The organism is Nitratireductor mangrovi (assembly GCF_007922615.2).
Classification (GTDB): Bacteria; Pseudomonadota; Alphaproteobacteria; order Rhizobiales; family Rhizobiaceae; genus Mangrovimarina; species Mangrovimarina mangrovi.
On record NZ_CP042301.2, the window covers coordinates 2,420,644 to 2,444,923 of the forward strand.

The window sequence follows — 24,280 nt, forward strand, 5'->3', positions numbered from 1 at the left end:
CCAGCGATTCCCGCCTCGCCCGTCAGCATGACGCCCGCTGTCAGTAGCGCCGCGCCCCGATCCCGGAATAGGCTGTCGCACCACCGGAACGAATCTGTGCCATGACCAGCATCATCCCACCCGAAGACTGGCTTCCCGATACGGGCCGTTTCGAAGGCGAATGGCAGGGCGGTGTCCATGGCGCCGGCATCTGCGTGATCGCCAACAGGATCGAGCGGCCGGGCGGCGGACCGCGCCTGCACCGCCATCCTTATGCCGAGACCTTCGTCATCAGAAGCGGCCGGGCTCTCTTCACGGTCGGTGGGGAAGAGATAGAGGCGGCCGCCGGCCACATCCTGGTGGTGCCGGCAGGCGTTCCGCACAAATTCGAGAATCTCGGCCCCGGCCCGCTGGAGACGATCGACATCCACGAGGCAGGAAGCTTCGAGACCGAATGGCTGGAATAGCCGTCACCTGCCCTATCGCGCGCCGAGCCTCACCAGCACCGCGCGCGGAATGGCATATTCGCGGATGACCGCCTCGTGGCGGCGCATGCCGCAGAGTTCGCGCTGGATGAAATAGGCGTGCACGGCCTCGGCCGCCGCCTTCAACAGCCGCTCGCGCTCCGGGCCGTCATCGGCGCCCTCGCTCAGCAGGGCAAGCCGTTTCTCGACCTTCTCGCCGGCGCGACCGAGCGCGGTCGCCTTCTCGGCCAGAATGTCGACGTCGATGGCGAGCGGACTGTCCGCATCCGATTTCGGCGCCAGCGCCTGCGGCACACGCACGGCCATCGTCCGCTACTCCGCCGCCACCCGACCGGGCAGGAAACCGCCCGACTGGCGCTTCCACAACTGCGCGTAGAGCCCGCCGCGCGCAACCAGCTCGTCATGGCTGCCGTCCTCCACGATACGGCCCTCGTCGAGCACCACCAGCCGGTCGAGCGCTGCGATGGTCGAAAGCCGGTGCGCCACCGCGATCACGGTCTTGCCTTCCATCATGCGCTGCAGATTGTCCTGGATCGCCGCCTCGACCTCCGAATCAAGCGCCGAGGTCGCCTCGTCGAGAATGAGCACCGGCGCGTTCTTCAGCATCATGCGGGCGATCGCGATGCGCTGGCGCTGGCCGCCGGAAAGCTTCACGCCGCGCTCGCCGACATGCGCCTGATAGCCCGTGCGACCCTTGGGGTCGGAAACCCCCATGATGAAGTCGTGCGCCTCGGCCCGCTTCGCCGCAAGCACGATCTCCTCGTCGCTGGCGCCGGGCCGGCCATAGGCGATGTTGTCGCGGATCGAGCGGTGCATCAGCATCGGCTCCTGGCTGACGACGCCGAACTGCGCCCTCAGCGACCCTTGCGTCAGTTGCCGGATGTCCTGCCCGTCAAGCAGGATGCGTCCGCCTTCGACGTCGAACAGCCTGAGCAGCAGGTTGACGATCGTGGTCTTGCCGGCGCCCGAAGGCCCGACCAGCGCCACGCGCTCGCCGGGACGGATGTGCAGGTTGAACCCGTCGACCACGCCACCGCCCTTGCCGTAATGGAAGGAGACGTTTTCGAAGCGGATGTCGCCGTCGGCACGCTGCGCCTCGACCGCGTTTTCGGCATCGCGGATCGCCGGCTCGACCGAGATCGTGCCGGTCGCGTCCTGGATGGTGGCGTAGGAGCGGATCAGCCCGTTGATGTTGAACATCATCCAGCCCGACATGTTGTTGAGCCGGAAGACCAGGCCGAGCGCCGCCGCGATGGCGCCGGTCGAGATCGTGCCTTGCGACCAGTTCCAGACCGCGATCGTACCGACCGCCGCCATCATCGCGCCGTTGAGGAAGTTGACCGCCGCGCGCACCGTGGTGATCGCCCGCGTCAACCTTTTCACCGCCTGGAAAAAGCCTTCCAGTCCGTCGCGCACGAAGGCGTGTTCGCGCCGACCCGAATCGAACAGCTTCACCGCCATGATATTGGTGAAGGCGTCGACCAGCCGCCCGTTGAAGATCGAGCGCTGGTCGGCGGTCGCGCGTCCGGCGCGCCTCAGGCGGGGCAGCAGGAAGCGGATGATCATGAGGTAGCCGCCGAACCACAGCGCCACCACCAGCCCCATCAGCGGGTCGAGCGCGACAAGCAGCGTGGTTGCCAGGATGACGAAGGTCAGGAACGACCAGATTGACTGCAGCACAGAGACGATGAAGTCGCCAACCGCCTCGCCGCCCTGCATGATCTTGGTCGCGATGCGGCCGGCGAAATCGTTCTGGTAGAATTCGTAGGGCTGCTCGATAACACGCCGGAACGCCTGCCAGCGCACCATGGCGAAGAAACCGGGCACGATGATCTGCTGCTCGACGATCGCCGCCCCGACCATCACCGCGGCGCGGATCACGAAAACCAGCAGCAAGAGCCCGACCAGTTCCGGCCAGTGTTCCGCAAAAAGCGTCGCTGGTTCGGCGCTGTCGAGCAGGTCGACCAGCCAGCCGATCGACCAGTAGAGCCCGGCGTCGACGGCTCCGACAAGCCCACCGGTGATCAGGAGCAGGATGAAAGGCCCCTTCGCCTGGCGCGCGAAATAGAGGATGAACCGCCACGCATCGCGCGGCAGCACCTCTTCCTCGGTGTCCTGAAACGGATTGATGACGCCTTCCACGCGCCGCCAAATCCGCTCTGATATCCCGCTTTCGGTCATGTGGTCGATGTCGGTACCGTCGCGCATGCTGTCAACTTAGCCGATTGAGCCTTGGCCGGTCGCCTGCCCATAAGCATGGCGGCCGGCCTTTTCGTCCCACTATTCGGCGGCCTCGGCAGGCTGCAGGTCGAGGAAGCCGCCCGACTGCCGCTCCCAGAGCTGGGCGTAAAGCCCGTTTCCGGCAAGAAGCTGTTCGTGCGTGCCCTCCTCGATGATGCGGCCCTTGTCCATCACCACCAGCCTGTCCATCGCGGCGATGGTGGAAAGCCGGTGCGCGATCGCGATCACCGTCTTGCCCTCCATCAGCCGATAGAGGTTTTCCTGGATCGCCGCCTCGACCTCTGAATCGAGCGCCGAGGTCGCCTCGTCGAGGATCAGGACGGGCGCGTCCTTGAGCATCACGCGGGCGATCGCGATTCGCTGGCGCTGGCCGCCGGAAAGCTTCACCCCGCGTTCGCCGACATGGGCGTCGAGCCCCTTGCGGCCCTTGGGGTCGGACAATGTGCCGATGAATTCCAGCGCCTCGGCCCGCCGCGCCGCCTCCAGCACCATCTTCTCGCTGGCGTCCGGCCGACCGTAGAGGATGTTGTCGCGCACCGAGCGGTGCAGCAGCGAGGTGTCCTGCGTGACCATGCCGATATTGGCGCGCAGCGAGTCCTGCGTGACCGCGGCGATGTCCTGGCCGTCGATCAGGATGCGGCCGCGCTCGATGTCGTAGAAACGCAGTAGGAGGTTGACCAGCGTCGACTTGCCGGCGCCGGAACGGCCGACGATGCCGACCTTCTCGCCCGGGGCGATATCGAGCGACAGTTCCTCGATAACGCCTTTCTCCTTGCCGTAGTGGAAGCGTACCTTGTCGAAGGAGATGCCGCCGTCCTCGACCACAAGGTCTTTCGCGCCCGGCCGGTCGTCGACCAGCCGCGGCAGTGAAATCGAGCTGATGCCGTCCTGCACCGTGCCGATGTTCTCGAACAGCGCCGACAGTTCCCACATGATCCATTGCGACATGCCCCAGAGCCTCAAGACCAGGCCGACCGCGACCGCGATCGCCCCCACCGTGACCGCCTCGACAAACCACAGCCAGATGCCGAGAGCGGCGACTGCGAAAAGGCAGAGCGAATTGAGCGCGTAGAGGATGCCGTAGAGCCAGGTCACCAGCCGCATCTGACGGTAGACCGTTCCGAGGAAACGGCCCATGCCGTCGCGGGCGTAGGAGGCCTCGCGGCGCGCATGCGAGAACAGCTTCACCGTCTGGATGTTGGTGTAGCTGTCGACAACGCGGCCGGTCATCAGCGAGCGCGCATCGGCCTGCTCTTCCGCAACCTTGCCGAGGCGCGGCACGAAGTACCGCATCAGGAACACATAGGCGACGAGCCACACCGCCAGCGGCGCCGCCAGCCGCCAGTCGGCTGCGGCCACGATGAACAGCATGCCGGCAAAGTAGACGGTGACGTAATTCAGCACATCGAACAGCTTGATGACGCATTCGCGCACCGCGAGCGCCGTCTGCATCAGCTTGGTGGCGATGCGGCCGGCGAACTCGTCCTGGTAGAAGGTCATCGACTGCTTGAGCAGGTAGCGGTGCACCTGCCAGCGTATCCGCATCGGATAGTTGCCCATCAGCGTCTGCTGGCTCACCAGCGAGTGCAGCCAGACCATCACCGGCAGCGCCACGAGCACCACCAGCGCCATGCCGGCAAGCTTCCAGCCCTCCTCGTCGAGGAAGGTTGCGCGATCCTTCTCGGTCAGCCAGTCGACGATGTTGCCGAGGAAGGCGAACATCCACACTTCGGTGATCGCGATCAATGCCATCAGGATGGCCGCCGGCACCAGATAGGGCCAGGCGCCGCGCGTATAGTGCAGGCAGAACGCCAGCAGCGTGCGCGGCGGTTCCTCCGGCTCTTCGGGCGGAAACGGATCCAGTCTCTTTTCAAACCAGCGAAACATGTCTTGGCCTCGAAAGATCAATATAGAAGCAAATCGGGCTGACAGGAGCGCGCTTGCGGCGTGTGCTGCCAACAGGTGTCATGAGCGGGCGCGGCGAGCCGCGTTTCCAGGGCGGTGTCGGCGCTTCGCATGCGCGGGCCGAGACTGGCGGTCAGGACCGCGATCGCAGCCAGCACCAGCGCGACGATGATGCCGGGCGCCAGCGACGCCGAGGGGTCTTCAGGGCGCGGCCGCGCGGCGGCAAAGGGGCGGAACGGATGTGACACGGTTCGAATCCTCGGGTGTCGGGTCTAAAAGCCCGGCGGGATTCGAAACGGAAATGCCTGTCAGTAGAAAAGCGTCGAACCGAATGCCGCCGTCAGGAACGGGGTCTGCCGGAGAGGCAGAGGGATGATGCGAACATCATGATTGTCATGGCTGCCTCCTTCTGGCTTCGGTTTCGGACCGGGCGCTTATAGACCCGCCTTCCCTCGGGGCCAACCCGCATTTGCAACCCGCGGGCACAAACCGGCCAGGTGTTGTCAATCGGCAACCCTCGCCCGCTCAACGGTCGGTACTGCAATCGTAGCAGACCTCGCCCAGCGGCAGATCGCCCAGCTCCGCAGGCGTCATACGGTCGAGCACCGGGTGCGCCAGCGGATCGCAGCGCCACGGCTCCTGCGTAACCCTTGCGAGCGCTGTCCTCCCGCGTCTCAACATGTTTTGCAAAAATGGCACCATTGCTCCGCTCCTTGCGCCTTTTCGGCCAACATCTCGCCAACCGCCGGTCCCTGTGCGACCAGGCTGCCGGCCTCGATGACACGAAGATAGAAGTTCAACTTAACTTGAGATCAAGGGCGGCTTGTGCTTTTTTCTCTCTCATGGAAACGACCCTCACCATCGGCGCCATCGCCAAGCGTTCCGGCGTCGCAGCGTCAGCACTCAGGTTTTACGAGGAGCGCGGCCTGATCCGCTCCGAACGCGCCGGCGTCGGCCACCGGCGTTTTCCCCGCTCCGTGCTGCGGCGCATCGCCTTCATCGTCTTCGCCCAGAAGGTGGGGCTGACCCTGGAAGAAATCGGCACCGAACTCGCCCGGCTGCCCGACGGGCGGACACCGACCAAAACGGACTGGCAGAAGCTTTCCGGCAAATGGTCCGCAAGGATCGATGCCCGCATCGCCGAACTGGAGCGCCTGAAGGCCGGACTGACCGAATGCATCGGCTGCGGCTGCCTGTCGATGGGAAAATGCAAGCTGGTCAACCCTGCCGACACCGCCGCCCGGCGCGGCGCCGGCCCGCGCTACTGGATAGGCGACCGTCCGGATTGAACGGACGCGCCCCCGCTTGACTTCAACCATCCTTGAAGCTGTACACAACCCCCTTACGTGACCGGAAAGACGACCAGCAAAGGCCTGTTCCCATGTCAGATGCAGCCACCTTGCCACGCGGCGATGCGGCGTCCGAACCCCTCGATCTCGACGCCTACTTCCGCCGCATCGGCTATCACGGGCCGCGCGAGCCGACATTCGCGGTGCTCGCCGCGCTTCACGAGGCCCACCCGCAGGCAATCCCGTTCGAAAACCTCGATCCCTTCATGGGCAAGGCCGTCGACCTCGAACCGGCTCGCGTCCTCGACAAGCTGATCGGCCGCGGCCGCGGCGGCTATTGCTTCGAGCACAACCTCGTCTTCATGCGCGCGCTGCGAGCGCTCGGCTTCACTGTCGGCGGACTTGCGGCACGCGTGCTCTGGGGCCAAGCGGAAGACGCGGTGACCCCGCGCGGACACCAATTGCTGCGCATCGACCTCGACGGTCGCATCCTGATTGCCGATGTCGGCTTCGGCGGGCTGACGCTGACGACGCCGCTGCTGCTGGCGCCCGGCATCGTGCAGGAGACGCCGCACGAAAGCTTCCGCATCCTGGAGACCGGCGATCATTTTCGCTTGCAGGCCGAAGTCGATGGCCAATGGCGCACGCTCTACCGCTTCGACCTCGCACCGCAGTTCGACGTCGACTATCAGGTCTCGAGCTATTTCCTGTCGACCAACCCGGCCTCGCATTTCGTCACCAGCCTCATCGCCGCCCGCGCTGTGCCCGGTCGCCGCTACGCCCTTCGCGGAAATTCATTCGCAATCCATGAGAAGGGCGGCCGCACGCAACGGCGCGAGCTCAACGACCCCGACGAACTGGCCTCAATTCTGGAGCGCGATTTCAAGATCGCCATTCCCGACCGACGCGCGTTCGTGCGCATGCTGCTCGAAAAGAAGGTCGTCGCGTGCGGCCCCCCTGCGTGACCGGCCCCTTCGACATCGCGCTCTACCAGCCGGACATTCCGGGCAATACGGGCGCCATCCTGCGGCTCGCGGCCTGCCTCGGCGTTCAGGTCCATATCGTCGAACCGGCCGGCTTCGACCTTTCCGACCGGACGCTGAAACGCGCCGGCATGGATTATCTGGAGATGGCGGCGCTGACCCGCCATGCCAACTGGGAAATGTTCAACGCCTGGCGCGTGGACGAAAATCGCCGCCTGTTGCTCTTCTCGACGCGCGCCGCCCTGCCCTATGCCGGCTTCGACTATCGCCGCGGCGATATCCTGCTCTTCGGCCGCGAATCGGCCGGCGCTCCCGACCATGTGCACGCGGCCGCCGACGAACGCCTGACGATCCCGATGCCGGGTGGCGGCCGCAGCCTCAACCTCGCGGTGGCCGCGGCAATGGCCGCCGGCGAAGCGATGCGGCAGGTGGGAGCGCGCTAGCAGGAGTTGGAGGCGAGTTGGCGATTGCCAACGGCGTGATGCCGATCGGACGTCACCGCGATCGAGGCCAAGGATAGTCCGCTGTCGTGAGACCGCAATCGCCTAACATCGGGCGGTCGGCGCCAAGCGACCGCCTGATCGAACAGAAACCATATCTGCCGCGCCATCAATCCGCCGTCGGCAGCCGCCGCATGGTGAATTCGATGACGTCCTCGGGGCGCTCGCACCAGCTTTCGATCGCGGTCCAGTAGGCCTGCTTCGGCCAGCGGTCGAACCATTCGCGCGCCTTGGCCCGGGCATCGTCGCGCGGCAGGATATAGGTCTCGCGCAGGAAGCCGTCACGCGGCAGCCGCTCCCCCTCCGAACGGTGCCTGTCGAGCCTCTTTTTCAACCCCTCAAGGGGCGGTCTCGGCGGTGTTCGCACAAAGCCTCTCCCAAGGTCCCGGCAAGCCTATTAACGAATCGCATGGCTGGCGAGTCATTTGTGCCGGCGTCGACGAAGCGCCGCCGCGCTTGCCCGAACCGCCCGATCGGCGCTATTGCGCCGGGTGCCGGCAACTGCGCCGGCGGCGGAAGGGATTGTGATGCAGCGCCCGGAAATTCCGGCCGACATGCCGGCCGACATCGAGGACAGGAAGGCCGAGGCAAAGACCTGGTTCGAGCAGCTGCGCGACCGCATCTGTGCCGAATTCGAGGCGCTGGAGGACGAACTCGACGGGCCGCTGTCCGACCAGCCGGCCGGGCGCTTCGAAAAAAGGCCGTGGCAGCGCGATGAAGGCCTTGGCGGCGGCGGGGTCATGTCGATGATCCATGGCCGCGTCTTCGAAAAGGCCGGCGTGCACACCTCGACCGTTTATGGCGAGTTCTCGCCCGAGTTCCGCAGGCAGATCCCCGGCAGCGAGGAAGACCCGCGCTTCTGGGCCTCCGGCATCTCGCTGATCGCCCATCCGTGGAATCCCAACGTGCCGGCCGTGCATATGAACACCCGCATGGTCGTCACCGCCCGGCAGTGGTTCGGGGGCGGCGCCGACCTGACCCCGGTGCTCGACCGCCGCCGCCGCCAGGACGATCCCGACACGGTCGATTTCCACGCCGCCATGCAGGCCGCCTGCGCCCGGCATGCCATCGCCGACCATGCGAAATACAAGGCCTGGTGCGACGAATATTTCTTTCTCACCCACCGCAACGAGGCGCGCGGCATCGGCGGCATCTTCTACGACTGGCTGCATTCGGCGCCCGAAAAGGGCGGCTGGCAGGCAGACTTCGCTTTCACCAGGGATGTCGGCGAAAGCTTTGCCGCGATCTATCCAGAACTGGTGCGGCGCAATTTCAACGACGCCTGGAGCGATGCCGACCGCGACGAGCAACTCATCCGCCGTGGCCGTTATGTCGAGTTCAACCTGCTTTACGACCGCGGCACCACCTTCGGGCTCAAGACCGGCGGCAATGTCGATTCGATCCTGTCATCGATGCCGCCAATGGTGAAATGGCCGTAACCAGTTGAAATCGTGATCGCCAATCCGGCAACGAAACGCCGCATTTCGTGTTATCCTTGTTGAAACCCGCCAGCAGAACGGAAACAGGAGGAAGACGATGAAGGAATTCCATTGCGGATCGCTCGTTCCCGGCTGTGACTGGCACACCCGGCACGAAGACGAAGCCGAGGTGATGCGCCGCGCGGTCGAGCACATGCGCGTCGACCATGGCGAGGACGTCATCCGCGAAACGATGGTCGACGCCATCCGCTCGCGCATCCAGAAGGCGCGCGACGCCGCCTGACATTGCCAGCGAAAACGCGCTCAAAAGCCCCGGTGTTTCCGGGGCTTTTTTGCAGGGTTTGCGCCGAAATTCGTGAAACCCGGGCAGAAGTCACGGAAAAGTCGGGCAGCTAGCCGAGCAATTCCCGTTTCATGCGTTCCGCCTCGTCGATGAGCTCTGACCGCTCCAGCCGGAAGCCGGAATCGATCCACATCTCCTCCAGGTCGCGCAGCGCATTGCCCATCTTTGGTCCGGCCGGAATGCCGAGTTCGACAAGGTCGGTTCCGCCGAGCGGAAATTTCGGCGCCGTCCAGCCGTCGAGGAACTTTTTCAGCCGGTAGAAGCCGCCGGCCTCGACCATCGCCTTGTCATCGCCCGCGGCACGCGCTCTCGCAGAGGCGAGCGCCAGCCGCAGTCGGTCCTCGAACCCTTCGCGTCCGGCGCGGTAGGCGAGTTTCGCCAGTTCGGTCTCGGTCGTCGTCGGCGCGACCGCCGGCGTCGCCGCCCAGGCGGCCAGCCGGTCACGCTCGGCGTTGGCCAGTTTCAGCCGCTGCGCCATCGGCGCGATCCTCACCGGATCGGGCGGGATGATCGATGCCAGCCGCAACAGCGGGTCCGGCGCCCAGCCGAGATCACGCTCGGCCTCGATCAGGCCGTGAATGCCGTCGATGCCCCATTTCTCGCTTTCCGGCAGAATGCGGGAAAGAACACTCGCCTGCCGCATCCACAAAAGCGCCCGCGACGGGTCGGTCGCCGCAAGCAGCTTCTTCAGTTCCGCCCAGACCCGCTCGGCGGAGAGCCCGTCGAGCCCCTGCTTCAGCCGCGCGCAGGCCTTCAGCCCCTCGGCGTCGGGACGGCCGGAGCCGTAACGGGCGAAGAAGCGGAAGAAGCGCAGGATGCGCAGATAGTCCTCACGGATGCGCTCTTCGGCATCGCCGATGAAACGCACGGTCCGCGTCTCGATGTCGGCCAGCCCGCCGACGAGGTCGATGACCTCGCCTTCGGCAGTGGCGTAAAGCGCGTTGATGGTGAAGTCGCGCCGCGCCGCGTCGGCCTGCCAGTCGCGGCCGAAACGCACCTTGGCGCGCCGGCCATCCGTTTCGATATCGGCGCGCAAGCTCGTGACCTCATAGGCCTTTCCGCCTGCGACCACGGTGATGGTGCCATGTTCGTAGCCGGTCGGAACCGTCTTGAAACCGGCCCTTCCCGCGCGGGCGATCGTCTCGTCGGGCAGGCAGGTGGTGGCGATGTCGATGTCGCCGGCCGCCTCGCCGAGGAGCGTGTTGCGCACCGCCCCGCCGGCGACCCGCGCTTCCTCGCCACGCTCCGAAAGCACGGCCAGAAGCCGCTGCAGTTCGGCCGCGCCGAGCCATTCGGCGCTGTCCGCGATCGAGACCCTGCTCACGCGTAGAGCCTTTCATAGACGGTGCGGATGATGCCGGCGGTGATGCCCCAGATATACCTTTCCCCATGCGGCATCGTATAGAAGAAGCGCTCGCGCTCGTTCCACACTCGGCTTTCGCGGCGGTGGTTGGCCGGGTCCATCAGGAAACGCAGCGGCACCTCGAAGGCATCGTCCACCTCGGCCGGGTTGATGGTGATCGAAAAGCCCGGCCGCACCGTCGCCAGCACCGGCGCGATGCGGTAGCCGCTGCCGGTGACGTAGTCGGGCATGCGGCCGGCAATGGCGACGAAGCCGGGGTCGAGCCCGATTTCTTCCTGCGCCTCGCGGATCGCGGCGATCTCGGCGGTGCCGTCATCGGGGTCGATCCGCCCGCCGGGAAAGGCGATCTGGCCGGAATGGTTTTTCAATGTGTCGGTACGCTTGGTCAGAAGCAGCGTCGCCTCGTCGCCCCTGTCGACGACAGGAATCAGCACCGCCGCGTCGCGCAGGCGGTTGCCGAGGATCAGGTCCTTGAGCGACGGGTTGAGCACGTGATCGCCGAGTTCGACGGTATGCGGCGCCTGTTCGCGCAACGCACGGCGGCGGAAGTCCTCGGCCGAGAACGGCAGCGCCTCGATCGCCTCCATCACTGCCCGCTCAGCTTCTTCAGTTCCGCGGCGGGCATGATCGGGAAGATTTCGCCCCGCGAGCGCACGGCAAACATCGTCCGGCCGTCGATCTCAAGTTCCTCGCCATGCTCGACCAGTTCGTACATGACCGGGCGCGCGACCAGCGCCTCCAGCCGGCCGCGCACCAGGATGTAGGGCTTGAGCCCGCCGGTCTCGTCCTCGTCGACAAAGCGCAGCGGATGTTCCGGCCCGGCCTCGACCACATCGCCGACATTGGTGCGAAACGTCATCACCTGGTCGTCGCCTGAACCCGAAACGTCGACCTCGACGGCCACGAAAGGCGCGTCCTCGACGCGGATCGCCACCCGCTCCACCGGGGTGACGAGATAGGTGATGCCGTCAGCGTCCTTGCGCAGCACGGTGGAGAAAAGCTGCACCAGCGGCATGCGGCCGATCGGCGTTCCCATGTAGAACCAGGTGCCGTCGGCCCTGATTTCCATGTCGAGTTCGCCGCAGAATTCAGGGTTCCAGCGCTCCACCGGCGGCAATCCCTTGCCGGCCCGCGCAGCGCGCGAAATCAATGCCGCAAGACCAGCCGCATCACCAGCCTCGTTCAAGCCTTTGGATGTATGGCTGTTTTGCTCGGACATGGTCACGAAATAGTCACTGTCGTTCCGCTTGTCAGCCACTTTGGCTGTTTTAAGTTCAGGCTCGATATATCGGAATGCCACGAATCAGCGGATCATGTGTTCTCGGCAACGGGTTCCGGTCAACAGGGGAAAACTCGGCATGGGCGTGAGCGCGAAGGAGAAGGCAGCCACGGAGAAGGAGATCATCGCGGCGGCCGAAAGCGCGCTCGCCGACCTCTCCAGGGTCCGCGACTCCGTCGGTAGGGTGATCTTCGGCCAGGAAACCGTAGTCGAGCGCACCATGGTGGCGATCCTCGCCGGCGGCCATGCGCTGCTGGTCGGCGTTCCGGGACTGGCCAAGACCAAGCTGGTCGAGACCCTTGGCATCGTTCTCGGCCTTGATTCGCGGCGCATCCAGTTCACCCCCGACCTGATGCCTTCCGACATCCTTGGCTCCGAGGTCATGGAGCAGGACGAGAACGGGAAGCGCTATTTCCGCTTCATTCCCGGTCCGGTCTTCGCGCAGCTGCTGATGGCGGACGAGATCAACCGCGCCAGCCCGCGCACCCAGTCGGCGCTGCTGCAGTCGATGCAGGAGTACCACGTCACCGTGGCTGGCGCGCGCCATGACCTGCCGGCCCCGTTCCACGTTCTGGCGACACAGAACCCGCTCGAACAGGAAGGGACCTATCCCTTGCCCGAGGCGCAGCTCGACCGCTTCCTGATGCAGGTCGACATCCTCTATCCCGAGATCGAGGCCGAGCGCCGCATCCTGCTCGAGACCACCGGGGTCGAGGAAGCAAAGGCCGTCAACGTGCTGACAGGCGAAAGGCTCCGCGAGATCCAGGCGCTGATCCGCCGTATGCCGGTTCCCGAAAGCGTGGTCGAGGCGATCCTCGACCTGGTCCGCTCGGCGCGTCCCGGAATGGGCAACGCCGACACCGACAAGCATGTCGCCTGGGGTCCCGGCCCGCGCGCAAGCCAGGCGCTGACCTTGTGCGCGCGCGCCCGGGCGCTGTTCGACGGCCGGCTGGCGCCATCTGTCGATGACGTCCACGCGCTCGCCGAGCCGGTGCTTCAGCATCGCATGGCGCTGACCTTTGCGGCGCGCGCCGAAGGCATGAACGTACGCGACGTGATCGCGAGGCTGGTGAAAGCGGGCGGTTGATGGCGCAAATCGGCGAAGCGGCCGTCCCGGTCGCAACCAGTGACGCCCTTGCGCGCGGTCGGCTCCGCGCATCCCTCGTCCCCGACCTGCTGATCGACGCCCGCCGCATCGTCAACACTGTCATTTCCGGCTGGCACGGCCGCCGCAAGCGCGGCATCGGCGAGAATTTCTGGCAGTTCCGGCCCTATGTCGAGGGCGAGGCGATCGCCCGCATCGACTGGCGCCGCTCGGCTCGCGACGACCAGCACACCTATGTGCGCGACCGCGAATGGGAGGCCGCGCACACAGTATGGCTTTGGGCCGATCCCTCGCCATCGATGCTCTACAAGTCGGTCAACGCCACCGTCTCCAAGGAGTCGCGCGCCATGGTGCTGACCCTGGCGCTGGCCGAACTTTTGTCGCGCAGCGGCGAGCGCATCGCCTGGCCCGGCCTGTCCGATCCCTTCGTGGCCCGCAACGGCGCCGAAAGGCTGGCCGCGATCCTCAGCCACACCGCCGAGTTCCCGCAGCGGCCGGACCTTTCGACCATTCGCCGCTTCTCAGATATCGTCATCGCCAGCGACTTCCTCGACCCGGTCGAGGAAACCATGGAATGGCTCGACCCGCTCGCCCGCCACGGCGTGCGCGCCCACCTGATCGAGGTCGCCGACCCGGCCGAAGAGAACTTCCCCTATGCCGGGCGCACCGAGTTCCGTGATCCCGAAACCGGCGAAAAGCTCACCGCCGGCCGTGCCGAGACGCTGGGCGAAGACTACCGCCAGCTCTATCTGGCGCGCCGCGAGGCGCTCGGCGCCTGGTGCAAGCGGCTGTCCTGGAGCTACACGGTCAATCACACCGACCGCCTCGCCTCCGAGGCGCTGGTGCGCGTACATATGGCGCTGGGCGCGGGCACCAGCTATGCTGCGGGGGTCCGGCCATGAGCTTTCTCGCCTTCGCACAACCGCTCGTCCTGCTCGGCCTTCTTGCCCTGCCCGTCATCTGGTGGCTGCTGCGGCTGACGCCGCCGAAGCCGCAATCGGAGATTTTTCCGCCGCTGCGCATCCTTGCTCGGGTGCTCAAGAAGGAGGAAACGCCCTACAAGAGCCCGTGGTGGCTGACGTTGCTGCGGCTGGTGATGGCGGCGCTGATCATCCTGGCGCTTGCCGAGCCGGTCTTCCGCCCGCGCGAGAAGCTGGAGACCGGCGGCGAAGCGCTGGCGCTGGTCATCGACAATGGCTGGGCCTCGGCGACCGACTGGGACCTGAGAGTGGCGACCGCCGAGCGGCTGATCGCCGATGCCGCCGAAAGCGGCGCACCGGTAATCCTGGCCATGACTGCGGAAAAACCCAACGCCGAGATCGGCCCCTTCGACGCCGAACAGGCCCGTGACCGGCTGCACGCGGCCGGGCCCCGTCCGGTACCGGTCGACCGGGCGTCGATCTACGGCCGCGTCGCCGCAGCGCTCGAGACCCTGCCCGGCGCAACGGTGGCCGTGTTGAATGACGGACTGGCGACCGCCGGCGACGAAGCCGCCTTCGCCACGCTTCTCGGCGATGGCGCGGCCAATCTGCTCTGGATCGAGCCCGAGCGGCTGGCCATGCTCGGCCTGACCGCGACCGAAAACCGGCCCGACGTCTTCACGGTGACGGCCGAGAGGCCCGCGGGCGACCCCGCGCCGCGCCAGGTCACCGCCGGCGCCTTCGACGATCGCGGCCGCCGCATCGCCGACACCGCCTTCACCTTCGGTCCCGGCGAGACGACTGCAGTGGCCGAGATTCAGGTGCCCTTCGAACTGCGCAACGACTTTTCCACGATCCGCGTCGACGGCGAGAACCAGGCCGCGGCGGTGCGGCTGCTCGACGAAAATTCGAAGCGGCGCCGCGTCGGCCTCCTGTCGCAGGCCGAAGGCGACCAGGCGCAGCCGCTGCTGTCGCCGCTCTATTACATCGAGCGGGCGCTCGAACCGTTCGCCGATCTGGTCGAGCCGGAAACCTCCGACCTGAGCGAGGCGATCCCGGCGCTGATCGAGCGCAAGCCGGCCATGATCGTCATGGCCGACATCGGCACGTTGCCCGACACTGCCCGGCGGCAGCTGATCGATTGGCTGAATGGCGGCGGCACGCTGGTGCGTTTCGCCGGTTCGCGGCTGGCCGCGGCCGACAATGACGAGGACCTGCTGCCGGTCAGGCTGAGGCTCGGCGAGCGCGCACTCGGCGGCTCGCTGACCTGGACCGAGCCGCAGCCGGTCGCCGAGTTTCCGCCTTCCGGGCCCTTCGCCGACCTGACGCCGCCGCGCGAGGTCAAGGTCAACCGGCAGGTGCTGGCCGAACCGACGCCGAACCTTTTCGAGCACACCTGGGCCAACCTCGCCGACGGCACGCCGCTGGTCACCGGCGCCAAGCAAGGTGACGGCACGATCGTGCTTTTCCATGTGACGCCGGAGGCCACCTGGTCCAACCTGCCGATCTCGGGCAGCTTCGTGGAAATGCTGCGCCGCATCGTGCAGCTTTCGCGCAACCAGGGCGCCATCGAAGCCGGCGCCAATGGCGGCGGACAGACGCTGGCGCCGTTCCGGCTGGTGTCGGCCGATGGCGTGCTGGTGCCGCCAACGCCGGATGCACGACCGCTGGCGCTGGCCGGCGAACGCAGGGTGACGGTGGAGAACCCGCCCGGCCTCTATGGCACCGAGGAGGGCCTTGTGGCGCACAATCTGCTGGCCGCCGACGCGACGCTGACCCCCATCGAAAGGCCCGCGACCTCGGTACCGGTGACCGTCGGCGAATATGCGCTCGACCAGTCGCGTGACCTGCGCGGTATCCTGATTGCCGCGGCGCTGGCGCTGATGGTGCTCGACACGCTGGCCGTGTTCTGGATGGGCGGCCTGTTCACGCGCCGTCCGCGCGCCGCGCGCCGCGCCGCAGCCGCGGGTCTGTTGCTGGTGGCCGGGCTGACCGGTGCGGGCCTCGTGCTCGCCCCTTCAACCGTGTTCGCGCAGGACGCCAAGCCCGGCGACGCCGAGGCGATCGCGGCAATCGCCACGACCCGGATCGCCTATGTGCTCACCGGCGATTCCTCGATCGACGCGGTCAGCCGCGCCGGCATCGCCGGCCTGACGCGCTTCCTGATCGACAAGACGGCGCTCGAACCCGGCGAGCCGGCCGGCGTCGACATCGCCAATGACGAACTGGCGTTCTATCCGCTGATCTACTGGCCGATCGATCCGGCCGCTCCGATGCCGTCCGAAGACGCCGTCGCCCGTATCGACAGCTACATGCGCCAGGGCGGCACGGTTCTGTTCGACACGCGCGACCAGTATTCGACCAGCCTCGAACTCTCAGGCTCGGCCAGCGCGGCGACCCGCCGGCTGCGCGACATCCTGGCCGACCTCAACGTGCCGCCGCTGGAGCCGGTGCCCGAAGACCACGTTCTGACCAAGTCGTTCTATATCCTTCGCAGCTTCCCCGGCCGCTTCAGCGGCAGCCCGCTCTGGGTCGAAGCCTCGCTCAATGCACGCAGCGACGAGGACCGGCCGGTCAGGACCGGCGACGGCGTCAGCCCGATCATGATCACCGCCAACGATTTCGCCGGCGCCTGGGCCATCGACGCCAATGGCGACCCGTTGCTGCCGACCGTGCCGGCCGACCCGATGCAGCGCGTCTACGCCATGCGCACCGGCGTCAACATCATGATGTACATGCTGACCGGCAACTACAAATCCGATCAGGTGCATGTGCCGATCCTTCTCGAACGGCTGGGCCAGTAGGAGCGTATCGTGAACTGGTCGATCGCCTTCGAACCGCTTCTGTCCTGGCCGGTGCTGGCGCTGCTGATCGCGCCGATGGCCGTGCTGGCGCTGGCGTCGCTTTTCATGCGCCAGCGCGGTGCGCTGCTGCGCGCGGCCGCGTTTGCCGCCCTGGCGCTGGCGCTGATCAACCCGGTGCTGCTCGACGAGGAACGCGAGCCGCTGCAGAGCGTCGTCGCCGTGGTCGCCGACCGCAGCCAGAGCCAGGATATCGGCGAACGCACCGACACCACCGACCGCGCCATCGAGGAACTGAAGGCGCGGCTCGGCCGCTTCAGGCAGTTCGACGTGCGCGTGGTCGAGGCGGGCCGCGCGAGCGAGACCGACGACCGCACCGAGACGCGGCTTTTCGCGGCACTGGAAAGCGTTTTCCGCGACGTGCCGCCGTCGCGCATCGCCGGCGCCATCATGGTCACCGATGGCCAGGTGCATGACCTGCCGGCGACGGCGGAAGGCATGCCCGGGCCGCTGCACGCGCTGATCACCGGCGACGAGGACGAGCGCGACCGCCGCATCCGCTTCGTCAACGCGCCGCGCTTCGGCATCGTCGACAAGCCGCTGGAGATGACCTACCGCGTCACCGGCAGCGGCGAGGACGGTGAGCCGGTCGACGTGCGCATCTCCGTCAACGGCCAGCAGGTCGCCGTCGACCGCGCCATCTTCGGCGAGGACATGCCGCTGCAGATCACCGTGCCCGGCGCCGGGCGAAACATCGTCGAACTGGCGATCGAGCGTGCCGAGGACGAGATCACCGACACCAACAACCGCGCCATCGCCATCGTCGACGGCATCCGCGAGAACCTGCGCGTGCTCCTGGTTTCGGGCGAGCCGCATGCCGGCGAACGCACCTGGCGCAATTTGTTGAAGTCGGACGCCGCCGTCGACCTCGTGCATTTCACCATTCTCAGGCCGCCGGAGAAACAGGACGGCACGCCGATCAACGACCTGTCTCTGATCGCCTTCCCGACCCGCGAGCTGTTTGTCGAGAAGATCAACGACTTCGACCTGATCATCTTCGACCGCTACCAGCATCGCGACGTGCTGCCGATCCTCTATTACGACTACATCGCCGAATATGTGGAACAGGGCGGCGCGCTGCTGGTCGCCGCCGGCCCCGAATATGCCGGCAACCAGTCGATCTCGCGCACGCCGCTGATGTCGGCGCTGCCGGCGCTGCCGACCGGCAACGTCATCGAGGAGGCGTATTATCCACGCCTGACCGAGACCGGAGCGCGTCACCCGGTCACCCGCGGGCTCGAGGGTTCCGGCCAGGAGCCGCCGAACTGGAGCCGCTGGTTCCGCCTGATCGGCATCGACCGCCCCGCCGGCCACGTCGTCATGAAGGGGCCGCGCGAGGAGCCGCTGCTGCTGCTCAACCGCAATGGCGAGGGCCGCGTCGGCATGTTCCTGTCGGACCATGGCTGGCTGTGGGCGCGCGGCTTCGAGGGCGGCGGCCCGCATGTCGCGCTCTACCGGCGCATCGCGCACTGGCTGATGAAGGAGCCGGAACTGGAGGAGGAGCGGCTGACCGCGCATGGCCGCGGCATGACGCTGGAGGTGCGCCGCCAGACGATGAGCGACGAGGCCGGACCGGCCCGCGTCATCACGCCGTCGGGCGCGACCCTCGACGTGCCGCTCGTTGCCGCGACGCCCGGCATCTTCACCGGCACCGCCACCGTCGACGAGATCGGGCTCTACCAGATCGCCAATGGCGACCTCGCCACGCTCGCCCATGTCGGCCCGGTCAACGCGCCCGAATTCGCCGAGACGGTGTCGACGGAGGAGGTGCTGGCGCCGCTTGCCGAGGAGACCGGCGGCAGCGTGCGCAGGCTTGCCGGCTTCGCCGGGCGTCTGGCGCTGCCCGGCATCGTGCCCGTGCGCTCCAGCGGCGACGCCTCCGGCCGCGACTGGATCGGGCTGCGCACGACCAGCGACTCGATCCTGAAATCGGTCAACCGGGTGCCGCTCTTCGCGGGTTTCTTCGGCCTGGCGCTTTTGCTCCTGGCCTTCTCTGCGATGTGGTACCGCGAGGGCCGCTGAGCGGGCTTCAGGCCGGCTGACGCGCCAGATCGGCGTGAACCATCGCGCCCTGCAGCAACTCTAGAGCGCCCGGCGCGATCTCATGGATCAGCAGCCGGTGCGGATCGACCGGCCGCGGCATCGTCACCTGTCCGGGCGGAATCTTGCGGAAGCCGAGCGGGCCGTAATAGGGCTCGTCGCCGACCAGGATGACCGAGCCTGCCGCCGCCTCGTGCGCCGCCTCGACGGCCATGCGCACCAGCTTGCGGCCGATCCCCATATCCTTGAAGGCCGGCTTCACCGCCAGCGGGCCGAGCAGCAGCGAGCGGCCCTTGCCGACGGCCACCCGGGTCAGCCGCACCGTGGCGATCACCTGATCGTCATGCAGCGCGACGAAAGACAGTGCGCGCTCGTGCGGCCCGCCCTCGCGGATCTTGTAGGCAGCGCGCGTGTGACGGCCCGGCCCGAAGGCTTCCTGGTTGATATCCTCAATGGCGTCGTCGTGAGCGGCCGTTTCGGCCAGATAGGCGATGTCGAGCATCTTTTTTCCGTATCGCAAGGCAAGGACCAGGCCGCGCGGATGCGGCGCGAGGGAGCGCGCCTCAGGCGCGTCGCGTTGGTCGTCGTCGCTGGATACGGAAATGCGTCACGAGCGGGTTCCTCCGGGGAACGTTCGCTAGCACCAAATCCCGGGCGCGTCCACGCGAAAGTGGCGCCGCAATGCGGCGGTCCTTTGGCCGGGTGACGAATTGTTTACGGCCCGGCGCATTTGGCATTTCCCCGCGAGCCCCTAGATTTGGGCCGAACAGGAGTTATTCGCATGGGTCTGCTCGTCGAGGGAAAGTGGCATCAGAAATGGGAGGACGGCCGCATTCGCGACGGCCGCTTCGTGCGCTCGCAGTCGCAGTTCCGCGACTGGGTCACGGCGGATGGCAGCCCGGCGCCCGGCCGCGAGCGCGGTTTCAAGGCCGAACCCGGCCGCTACCACCTCTACGTCTCCTATGCCTGCCCCTGGGCCCACCGCACGCTGATCTTCCGGGTGCTGAAGAAGCTCGAGGACGCGATCTCCGTCTCGGTCGTGGACTATTTCATGGGCGACGACGGCTGGACCTTCGTCGAACGCGACGGCGCGACCGGCGACCCGCTCTACGGCAGCGATTTCCTGCACCAGATCTATACCCGGGCCGACCCGCACTATTCGGGCCGCGTGACGGTGCCGGTGCTGTGGGACAAGAAGCAGGAGACCATCGTCTCCAATGAATCCTCCGAGATCATCCGCATGTTCAACAGCGCCTTCGACGAATGGGGCGACGCATCGCGTGATTTCTACCCCGCCGAGTTGCGCTCCGACATCGACCGCTGGAACGACCGCATCTACGAGGCGGTCAACAATGGTGTCTATAAATGCGGCTTCGCGCGCTCGCAGGAAGCCTATGAGGAAGCGTTCGCCGCGCTTTTCGAGGCGCTGGGCGAGGTCGAGGCGCAGCTGGCCCGGTCACGCTACCTCGTCGGCGACCGCCTGACGGAGGCCGACTGGCGCCTGTTCACGACGCTGGCGCGCTTCGACCCGGTCTATGTCGGCCATTTCAAGTGCAATCTGCGCCGCATCGCCGACTATCAGAACCTGTCCAACTATCTGCGCGAACTCTACCAGGTGCCCGGCATCGCGGAGACGGTGAACATGTTCCACATCAAGCAGCATTATTACGGCAGCCACGAAAGCGTGAACCCGACCCGCATCGTGCCCGTCGGCCCGGAGATCGACTACACGCGGCCCCACGACCGCGACCGGTTCAGGGCCGCCGCCTGACGCCGCTCGATGCACCGTCACCAATAGGGCGAGACAGGCTTTCCCGCGAAGAGCTCGTCGAGCCGCGCCCTGGTCGCCGGCGTGGTGCCGTCGGGCAAAGCCGCAAGCGGGAAAAAGCCGGCTTCGGCGATCTCGCGGTCCGGCTGCTTGGGCGCCGCCTGCACGAAGTCGGTGATCAGGAACAGCGCGACATGGTCGCGGCGGCTGGCGCGGCGGTTGAAATGGATCGACCTCAGGACAGGCGGCGCGGTCAGTTCGACCCCGGCCTCCTCGGCGAGTTCGCGCGTGAGCGCGTCCTCCATCGTCTCGCCAACCTCCAGCCCGCCGCCGGGCAGTTGCCAGCCCGGAACGTAGGTGTGCCGCACCAGGAAAACCGCGTCGTCCGTGGTCCGGTAGATCACCCCGCGGGCGCCCAGCGTCATTGGCCGCGAGAGCAGGAAATAGAGATGGAACAAGCGGTTGCGCAGCCGCGTCCACAGGGCGGGCCGGGACGGCGCCTGGCTCATGCGAACGCGGCCGCGGGCTGGATCATGCGAAGTCCCTGCCCTAGAAAGGGTTGATGTTCCGACTGGCCCATATCTCAGACATCCATCTCGGTCCCCTGCCCTCGCTAACCTATCGCGAGCTCGCGTCCAAGCGCATCACCGGATATGTCAACTGGCGCCGCAACCGTCGCCATCACATCCAGAACGGCGTCACCGATGCCTTGCTGGCCGGGATGGCCGCCGCCGACATCGACCACATTGCCGTTACCGGCGACCTCGTGAACCTGGCGCTCGATGCCGAGATCGAAGTGGCACGCGAGTGGCTGGTCAGCCTCGGAACGCCGGAAACCGTTTCCGTGGTGCCGGGCAACCATGACGCCTATGTGCCCGGCGCGCTGGCCAAGAGCTGCCGCGCCTGGCGGCCCTGGATGAAGGGCGAGGTGACCCATGTCGGCTCCAGCGAATATGGCTACCCCTATCTCCGTGTTCGCGAGGACATCGCACTCGTCGGCGTCTCCTCGGCGCGCGCGACCGGACCGTTCATGGCGCTGGGACATTTCGGCGAGAAGCAGGCCAGGCGCCTCGGCAAGCTGCTCGATATCGCCGGCGAGGGCGGGCTCTTCCGGGTGATCATGATCCACCACCCGCCGGTGCGCGGAGCCACCACCGCGCACAAGCGGCTTTACGGGATCGGCCTGTTCCAGGAGACGGTTCGCCGCCACGGCGCCGAACTCGTGCTCCACGGCCACACGCACCTGCCGACGCTGCACTGGATCGACGGCACCAGGGACAAGGTGCCTGTCGTCGGCGTGACCGCCGCCGGCCAGGGCGCGGGCGGCCACAAGCCGCCGGCGCAATACAATCTTTTCGAGATCGCACAGGCCGGAAAGGACTGGTCGGTCACGCTGACGCGGCGCGGCGTCAGCGGCGCGGCCCTTTCAGTCAAGGATATCGAGACGGTGGACCTTCGCGTCAGGCCTCAATTGGCCGCGACATAGGCGGCCAGACGATCCCAGTAGATGGCCGCGGCGACGGCGAACACAAGTGCGGCGCCGCCAAGCACGAGGCCCATTCCCGACAGGAAACCTTTGAGCCCCCGGCCGTCTCCGTCCGGGCCGGCGGCTTCCTGCGCCTCCTCGGCGGAAACCGCCCGCGATGGCATGGCGGGAGCATCGCTCTGCCGGACCGCCTCTGCCTCGTCGGTTTCACCATCAGTTCGCCCGCGCAGCGACGTGACCGGACCGTCGAGCCAGCGCTGGCGCTCGATCATGCGCTCGGCGATGTAGCGCGTCACCTGGTCGGCGACCGGGCGCATATCGGTCGATTCGGCCAGCACCGTTCGCCCCAGGCGGGTGTCGCGCACGAAACGGAAGGTGCGGCGGTCGCGGCCCATCGCGACATGGGAGACGGCGTCGATCCACAGCCGCGGCTGCGTGCCTGAAGATATCGCGAAATCGAACAGCAGATCGTCGGCAGGTACGTCTGCGAAGACGGGTTCGAGTTCCTGCGCCAGAAGTTCCAGCCGCATCCGCGCCGCCTCGCGCAGCTCGACGACCACGTCCTCGCGGTCGGCCGCTGCGGTCTTTGCCTCGCGGATCGCCTCCGCCAGCCTGCCCTTGCTTTCGGCGGAAGCGCCGTTCCTGGTCTCGTTCATGCCGACCTCCTGCCGGACCCGATCATGGTTAACTACCCATTAACACACTGTCCGGCAGGGCCAAAAAGAATATCGCCGGGACAAAACGACAGCAGATGGCGGCACGCGCGCCACTAACGCCTTTGCAGCACCGGCAACGCTTACTATCTGTGCGTCGGTATCAACCGCGCCGGAACGAGATCGATGGCTGTTGCTGAAAGGGTCGGCTCCGCTCTCAGGAGCAGGGTCGGCCGCAGGCCGAACTTTCCGGCGCTTCTCAACGAAACCTTCGACAACCACGAGCGTGAAGGGCGCCGGCTGCAGATGCAGGGCCGCGTCGCCGCGCTGACCGTGATCTTCTTCCTGGTGGCGATCGTCGCCCCCTACCCCGATTTCCTCTATTATCAGGCACTGGTCGTCTTCTTCATCCTGACCGGCTTCGTTCCGGTGCTGATGGACCGCATCGGACGCCTCAAATCCTGGCACATGTATGTGTTCGTCACGCTCGATTTCGCGCTGATGACCTTCATGCTCATTCATCCCAACCCGCTGTCGCCGGTCGAGTATCCGCCGCAATTCGCGCTCCGCTTCCAGACCTCGATCTATTTTTTCGTGCTGATTTCCAGCCTCGCCTTCTCGGACCAGCCCAAGCTGGTGCTTTGGGGGGGCTTCGTCGGCATCGTCTGCTGGCTAGTCGGCATCGCCTGGCTCGCGACCCTGCCCGGCAGCGTGATCTATTCGCCGATCGGCGGCGGCGCCATGGACATCACTTCGCGCATCGCGCTGATCGCCGACCCGGAACTCGTCGACCTTTCCGTCGTCCTTCAGAACGTCGTCGTCTTCGCCATCGTCGCCGTGATCCTCGCGGCCGGCGTGTCGCGCTCGCGCCGGCTGGTATGGCGCTATGCCGCGCTGGAACGCCAGCGGCTGAACCTTGCGCGCTACTTTCCGCAGGCGACCGTCGACCAGCTCGCCCGCAACGACGTACCCTTGACCCAGATCCGCGAACTCAAGGCCGCGGTGCTTTTCGCCGACCTTGTCGGGTTCACGCGCTGGTCGGAGCGCCATACGCCGGCCGAGACGATCAGCCTCTTGCGCGAGGTCCACGGCCTGCTCGAAGAGGCGGTGTTCCGCCACGGCGGCACGCTCGACAAGTTCATCGGCGACGGCATCATGGCCACCTTCGGCACGCCGGAGCCGCTGCCGCAGGATTCGCTCAACGCGGTCTCCTGCGTGAAGGCGATCATCGACGATATCGCCGGCCTCAATGCGCGGCGCCTGGCACGCGACGAGGAACCGGTTCAGGTGGCGGTAGGGCTGCATTACGGCCCGGTGGTCGTGGGCAATATCGGCACCGAACGCCGGCTGGAACTGGCCGTCGTCGGCGACACGGTCAACGCGGCGAGCCGGCTCGAGGAATCGACCCGCGCCCTCGGGCGCATGGCGGTGATCAGCGACGCTGTCGTCGCCGACGTCGTCGCGCGCTATCCCGAGGCCACCGACGGCCTCCTGCGGGGTTTCGACGCGCTCGGCGCCAACCATCTCGAAGGCCGCCGCCAGGACGTCGCCATCTGGGCGAGCAAGGAACGTCTGGTGCCCACCGACAGCCGGCCACCGCGCCGGCCGCTCAGAGCCTGAGCGGCTGCGAACCGGACCGCA

The 24,280-nt window shown here is 66.7% G+C and carries 24 protein-coding genes; 13 read left to right on the forward strand and 11 right to left on the reverse strand.

Translation table 11 applies throughout. The annotated features are described in order from the left end of the window. The first annotated feature begins 101 nt into the window (after positions 1-101). Complete coding sequence (locus tag FQ775_RS11900; RefSeq protein ID WP_146300713.1) at positions 102-446, forward strand: cupin domain-containing protein; 345 nt, start codon at positions 102-104, stop codon at positions 444-446. Positions 447-458: 12 nt separating this feature from the next. On the opposite strand, the gene FQ775_RS11905 is transcribed toward FQ775_RS11900, so the two are convergent. The 4 genes from FQ775_RS11905 to FQ775_RS11920 all read right to left on the reverse strand — a co-directional run bounded on the left by FQ775_RS11905 (position 459) and on the right by FQ775_RS11920 (position 4,858). Then, positions 459-770 carry a DUF6665 family protein gene (locus FQ775_RS11905; RefSeq protein ID WP_146300714.1) on the reverse strand — a complete coding sequence of 104 codons (312 nt, stop codon included), beginning with the start codon at positions 768-770 and terminating at the stop codon, positions 459-461. Between the two features lie 6 nt (positions 771-776). Continuing rightward, positions 777-2,672 carry an ABC transporter ATP-binding protein gene (locus FQ775_RS11910; RefSeq protein ID WP_246730333.1) on the reverse strand — a complete coding sequence of 632 codons (1,896 nt, stop codon included), beginning with the start codon at positions 2,670-2,672 and terminating at the stop codon, positions 777-779. A gap of 72 nt (positions 2,673-2,744) precedes the next feature. Continuing rightward, complete coding sequence (locus FQ775_RS11915; protein ID WP_146300715.1) at positions 2,745-4,592, reverse strand: ABC transporter ATP-binding protein; 1,848 nt, start codon at positions 4,590-4,592, stop codon at positions 2,745-2,747. A 17-nt stretch (positions 4,593-4,609) separates the two neighbouring features. Beyond that, on the reverse strand, positions 4,610-4,858 hold the full coding sequence (locus FQ775_RS11920; RefSeq protein ID WP_146300716.1) for a hypothetical protein: 249 nt from the start codon (positions 4,856-4,858) through the stop codon (positions 4,610-4,612). A gap of 594 nt (positions 4,859-5,452) precedes the next feature. On the opposite strand from FQ775_RS11920, the gene soxR reads away from it, so the two are divergent. From soxR to FQ775_RS11935, 3 genes are all read left to right on the forward strand, one after another. Next, the gene (gene soxR / locus FQ775_RS11925; protein WP_146300717.1) at positions 5,453-5,899 is read left to right on the forward strand and encodes a redox-sensitive transcriptional activator SoxR; all 447 of its coding nucleotides are present in this window, start codon (positions 5,453-5,455) and stop codon (positions 5,897-5,899) included. A 92-nt stretch (positions 5,900-5,991) separates the two neighbouring features. Beyond that, positions 5,992-6,864: an arylamine N-acetyltransferase family protein gene (locus FQ775_RS11930; RefSeq protein WP_146300718.1), complete on the forward strand. Its 873-nt coding sequence runs from the start codon at positions 5,992-5,994 to the stop codon at positions 6,862-6,864. Continuing rightward, the gene (locus tag FQ775_RS11935) at positions 6,846-7,325 is read left to right on the forward strand and encodes a tRNA (cytidine(34)-2'-O)-methyltransferase (RefSeq protein WP_167812931.1); all 480 of its coding nucleotides are present in this window, start codon (positions 6,846-6,848) and stop codon (positions 7,323-7,325) included. The genes FQ775_RS11930 and FQ775_RS11935 overlap by 19 nt, the downstream gene beginning before the upstream one ends. Positions 7,326-7,491: 166 nt before the next feature. Here the strand turns inward: FQ775_RS11935 and FQ775_RS11940 are convergent, their stop codons facing one another. Next, positions 7,492-7,749, reverse strand: a complete 258-nt coding sequence (locus FQ775_RS11940) for a hypothetical protein (RefSeq protein ID WP_146300719.1) — start codon at positions 7,747-7,749, stop codon at positions 7,492-7,494. A 160-nt stretch (positions 7,750-7,909) separates the two neighbouring features. On the opposite strand from FQ775_RS11940, the gene hemF reads away from it, so the two are divergent. Further along, complete coding sequence (gene hemF, locus FQ775_RS11945) at positions 7,910-8,821, forward strand: oxygen-dependent coproporphyrinogen oxidase (protein WP_146300720.1); 912 nt, start codon at positions 7,910-7,912, stop codon at positions 8,819-8,821. A gap of 97 nt (positions 8,822-8,918) precedes the next feature. Next, positions 8,919-9,104, forward strand: coding sequence for a DUF1059 domain-containing protein (locus tag FQ775_RS11950; protein WP_146300721.1), 186 nt, complete (start codon positions 8,919-8,921; stop codon positions 9,102-9,104). 109 nt (positions 9,105-9,213) lie between these two features. Here FQ775_RS11950 and FQ775_RS11955 read toward each other — a convergent pair whose 3' ends face one another. Genes FQ775_RS11955 through FQ775_RS11965 form a run of 3 tightly spaced genes read right to left on the reverse strand, consistent with a single transcriptional unit; the run spans position 9,214 to position 11,746 of the window. Further along, the gene (locus FQ775_RS11955; protein ID WP_146300722.1) at positions 9,214-10,488 is read right to left on the reverse strand and encodes a CCA tRNA nucleotidyltransferase; all 1,275 of its coding nucleotides are present in this window, start codon (positions 10,486-10,488) and stop codon (positions 9,214-9,216) included. Further along, positions 10,485-11,114 (reverse strand): CoA pyrophosphatase, encoded by a 630-nt coding sequence (locus FQ775_RS11960; RefSeq protein ID WP_146302030.1) that lies wholly within the window; start codon positions 11,112-11,114, stop codon positions 10,485-10,487. Before FQ775_RS11960 ends, FQ775_RS11955 begins: the two co-directional genes overlap by 4 nt. Continuing rightward, positions 11,114-11,746, reverse strand: a complete 633-nt coding sequence (locus FQ775_RS11965; RefSeq protein ID WP_146302031.1) for a DUF1285 domain-containing protein — start codon at positions 11,744-11,746, stop codon at positions 11,114-11,116. Before FQ775_RS11965 ends, FQ775_RS11960 begins: the two co-directional genes overlap by 1 nt. A gap of 139 nt (positions 11,747-11,885) precedes the next feature. Here FQ775_RS11965 and FQ775_RS11970 point away from each other — a divergent pair, with 139 nt between their 5' ends. From FQ775_RS11970 to FQ775_RS11985, 4 genes are read left to right on the forward strand one after another with little or no spacing between them, the layout of a single operon-like run. Then, the gene (locus FQ775_RS11970) at positions 11,886-12,893 is read left to right on the forward strand and encodes an AAA family ATPase (RefSeq protein WP_146300723.1); all 1,008 of its coding nucleotides are present in this window, start codon (positions 11,886-11,888) and stop codon (positions 12,891-12,893) included. Further along, a complete protein-coding gene (locus tag FQ775_RS11975; RefSeq protein WP_146300724.1) occupies positions 12,893-13,813 on the forward strand; it encodes a DUF58 domain-containing protein in 921 nt (306 codons plus the stop codon). The genes FQ775_RS11970 and FQ775_RS11975 overlap by 1 nt, the downstream gene beginning before the upstream one ends. Beyond that, positions 13,810-16,635 carry a DUF4159 domain-containing protein gene (locus FQ775_RS11980; protein WP_146300725.1) on the forward strand — a complete coding sequence of 942 codons (2,826 nt, stop codon included), beginning with the start codon at positions 13,810-13,812 and terminating at the stop codon, positions 16,633-16,635. Before FQ775_RS11975 ends, FQ775_RS11980 begins: the two co-directional genes overlap by 4 nt. 9 nt (positions 16,636-16,644) lie before the next feature. Continuing rightward, on the forward strand, positions 16,645-18,714 hold the full coding sequence (locus FQ775_RS11985) for a hypothetical protein (protein ID WP_146300726.1): 2,070 nt from the start codon (positions 16,645-16,647) through the stop codon (positions 18,712-18,714). Positions 18,715-18,721: 7 nt separating this feature from the next. Here FQ775_RS11985 and FQ775_RS11990 read toward each other — a convergent pair whose 3' ends face one another. Continuing rightward, positions 18,722-19,234: a GNAT family N-acetyltransferase gene (locus FQ775_RS11990; RefSeq protein ID WP_146300727.1), complete on the reverse strand. Its 513-nt coding sequence runs from the start codon at positions 19,232-19,234 to the stop codon at positions 18,722-18,724. Positions 19,235-19,513: 279 nt separating this feature from the next. Here FQ775_RS11990 and FQ775_RS11995 point away from each other — a divergent pair, with 279 nt between their 5' ends. Next, entirely contained in the window at positions 19,514-20,503 is a 990-nt protein-coding gene (locus FQ775_RS11995) for a glutathione S-transferase family protein (RefSeq protein WP_146300728.1), read from the forward strand. Between the two features lie 17 nt (positions 20,504-20,520). Here FQ775_RS11995 and FQ775_RS12000 read toward each other — a convergent pair whose 3' ends face one another. Continuing rightward, positions 20,521-21,009: an NUDIX domain-containing protein gene (locus FQ775_RS12000; protein ID WP_146300729.1), complete on the reverse strand. Its 489-nt coding sequence runs from the start codon at positions 21,007-21,009 to the stop codon at positions 20,521-20,523. 53 nt (positions 21,010-21,062) lie between these two features. On the opposite strand from FQ775_RS12000, the gene FQ775_RS12005 reads away from it, so the two are divergent. Next, a complete protein-coding gene (locus FQ775_RS12005) occupies positions 21,063-21,986 on the forward strand; it encodes a metallophosphoesterase family protein (protein WP_146300730.1) in 924 nt (307 codons plus the stop codon). Here the strand turns inward: FQ775_RS12005 and FQ775_RS12010 are convergent. Beyond that, a complete protein-coding gene (locus tag FQ775_RS12010) occupies positions 21,968-22,642 on the reverse strand; it encodes a hypothetical protein (RefSeq protein WP_146300731.1) in 675 nt (224 codons plus the stop codon). The two genes, FQ775_RS12005 and FQ775_RS12010, sit on opposite strands and share 19 nt — an antisense overlap. Before the next feature lie 183 nt (positions 22,643-22,825). Here FQ775_RS12010 and FQ775_RS12015 point away from each other — a divergent pair, with 183 nt between their 5' ends. Further along, on the forward strand, positions 22,826-24,259 hold the full coding sequence (locus FQ775_RS12015) for an adenylate/guanylate cyclase domain-containing protein (RefSeq protein WP_146300732.1): 1,434 nt from the start codon (positions 22,826-22,828) through the stop codon (positions 24,257-24,259). The last annotated feature ends 21 nt before the right edge of the window (positions 24,260-24,280 follow it).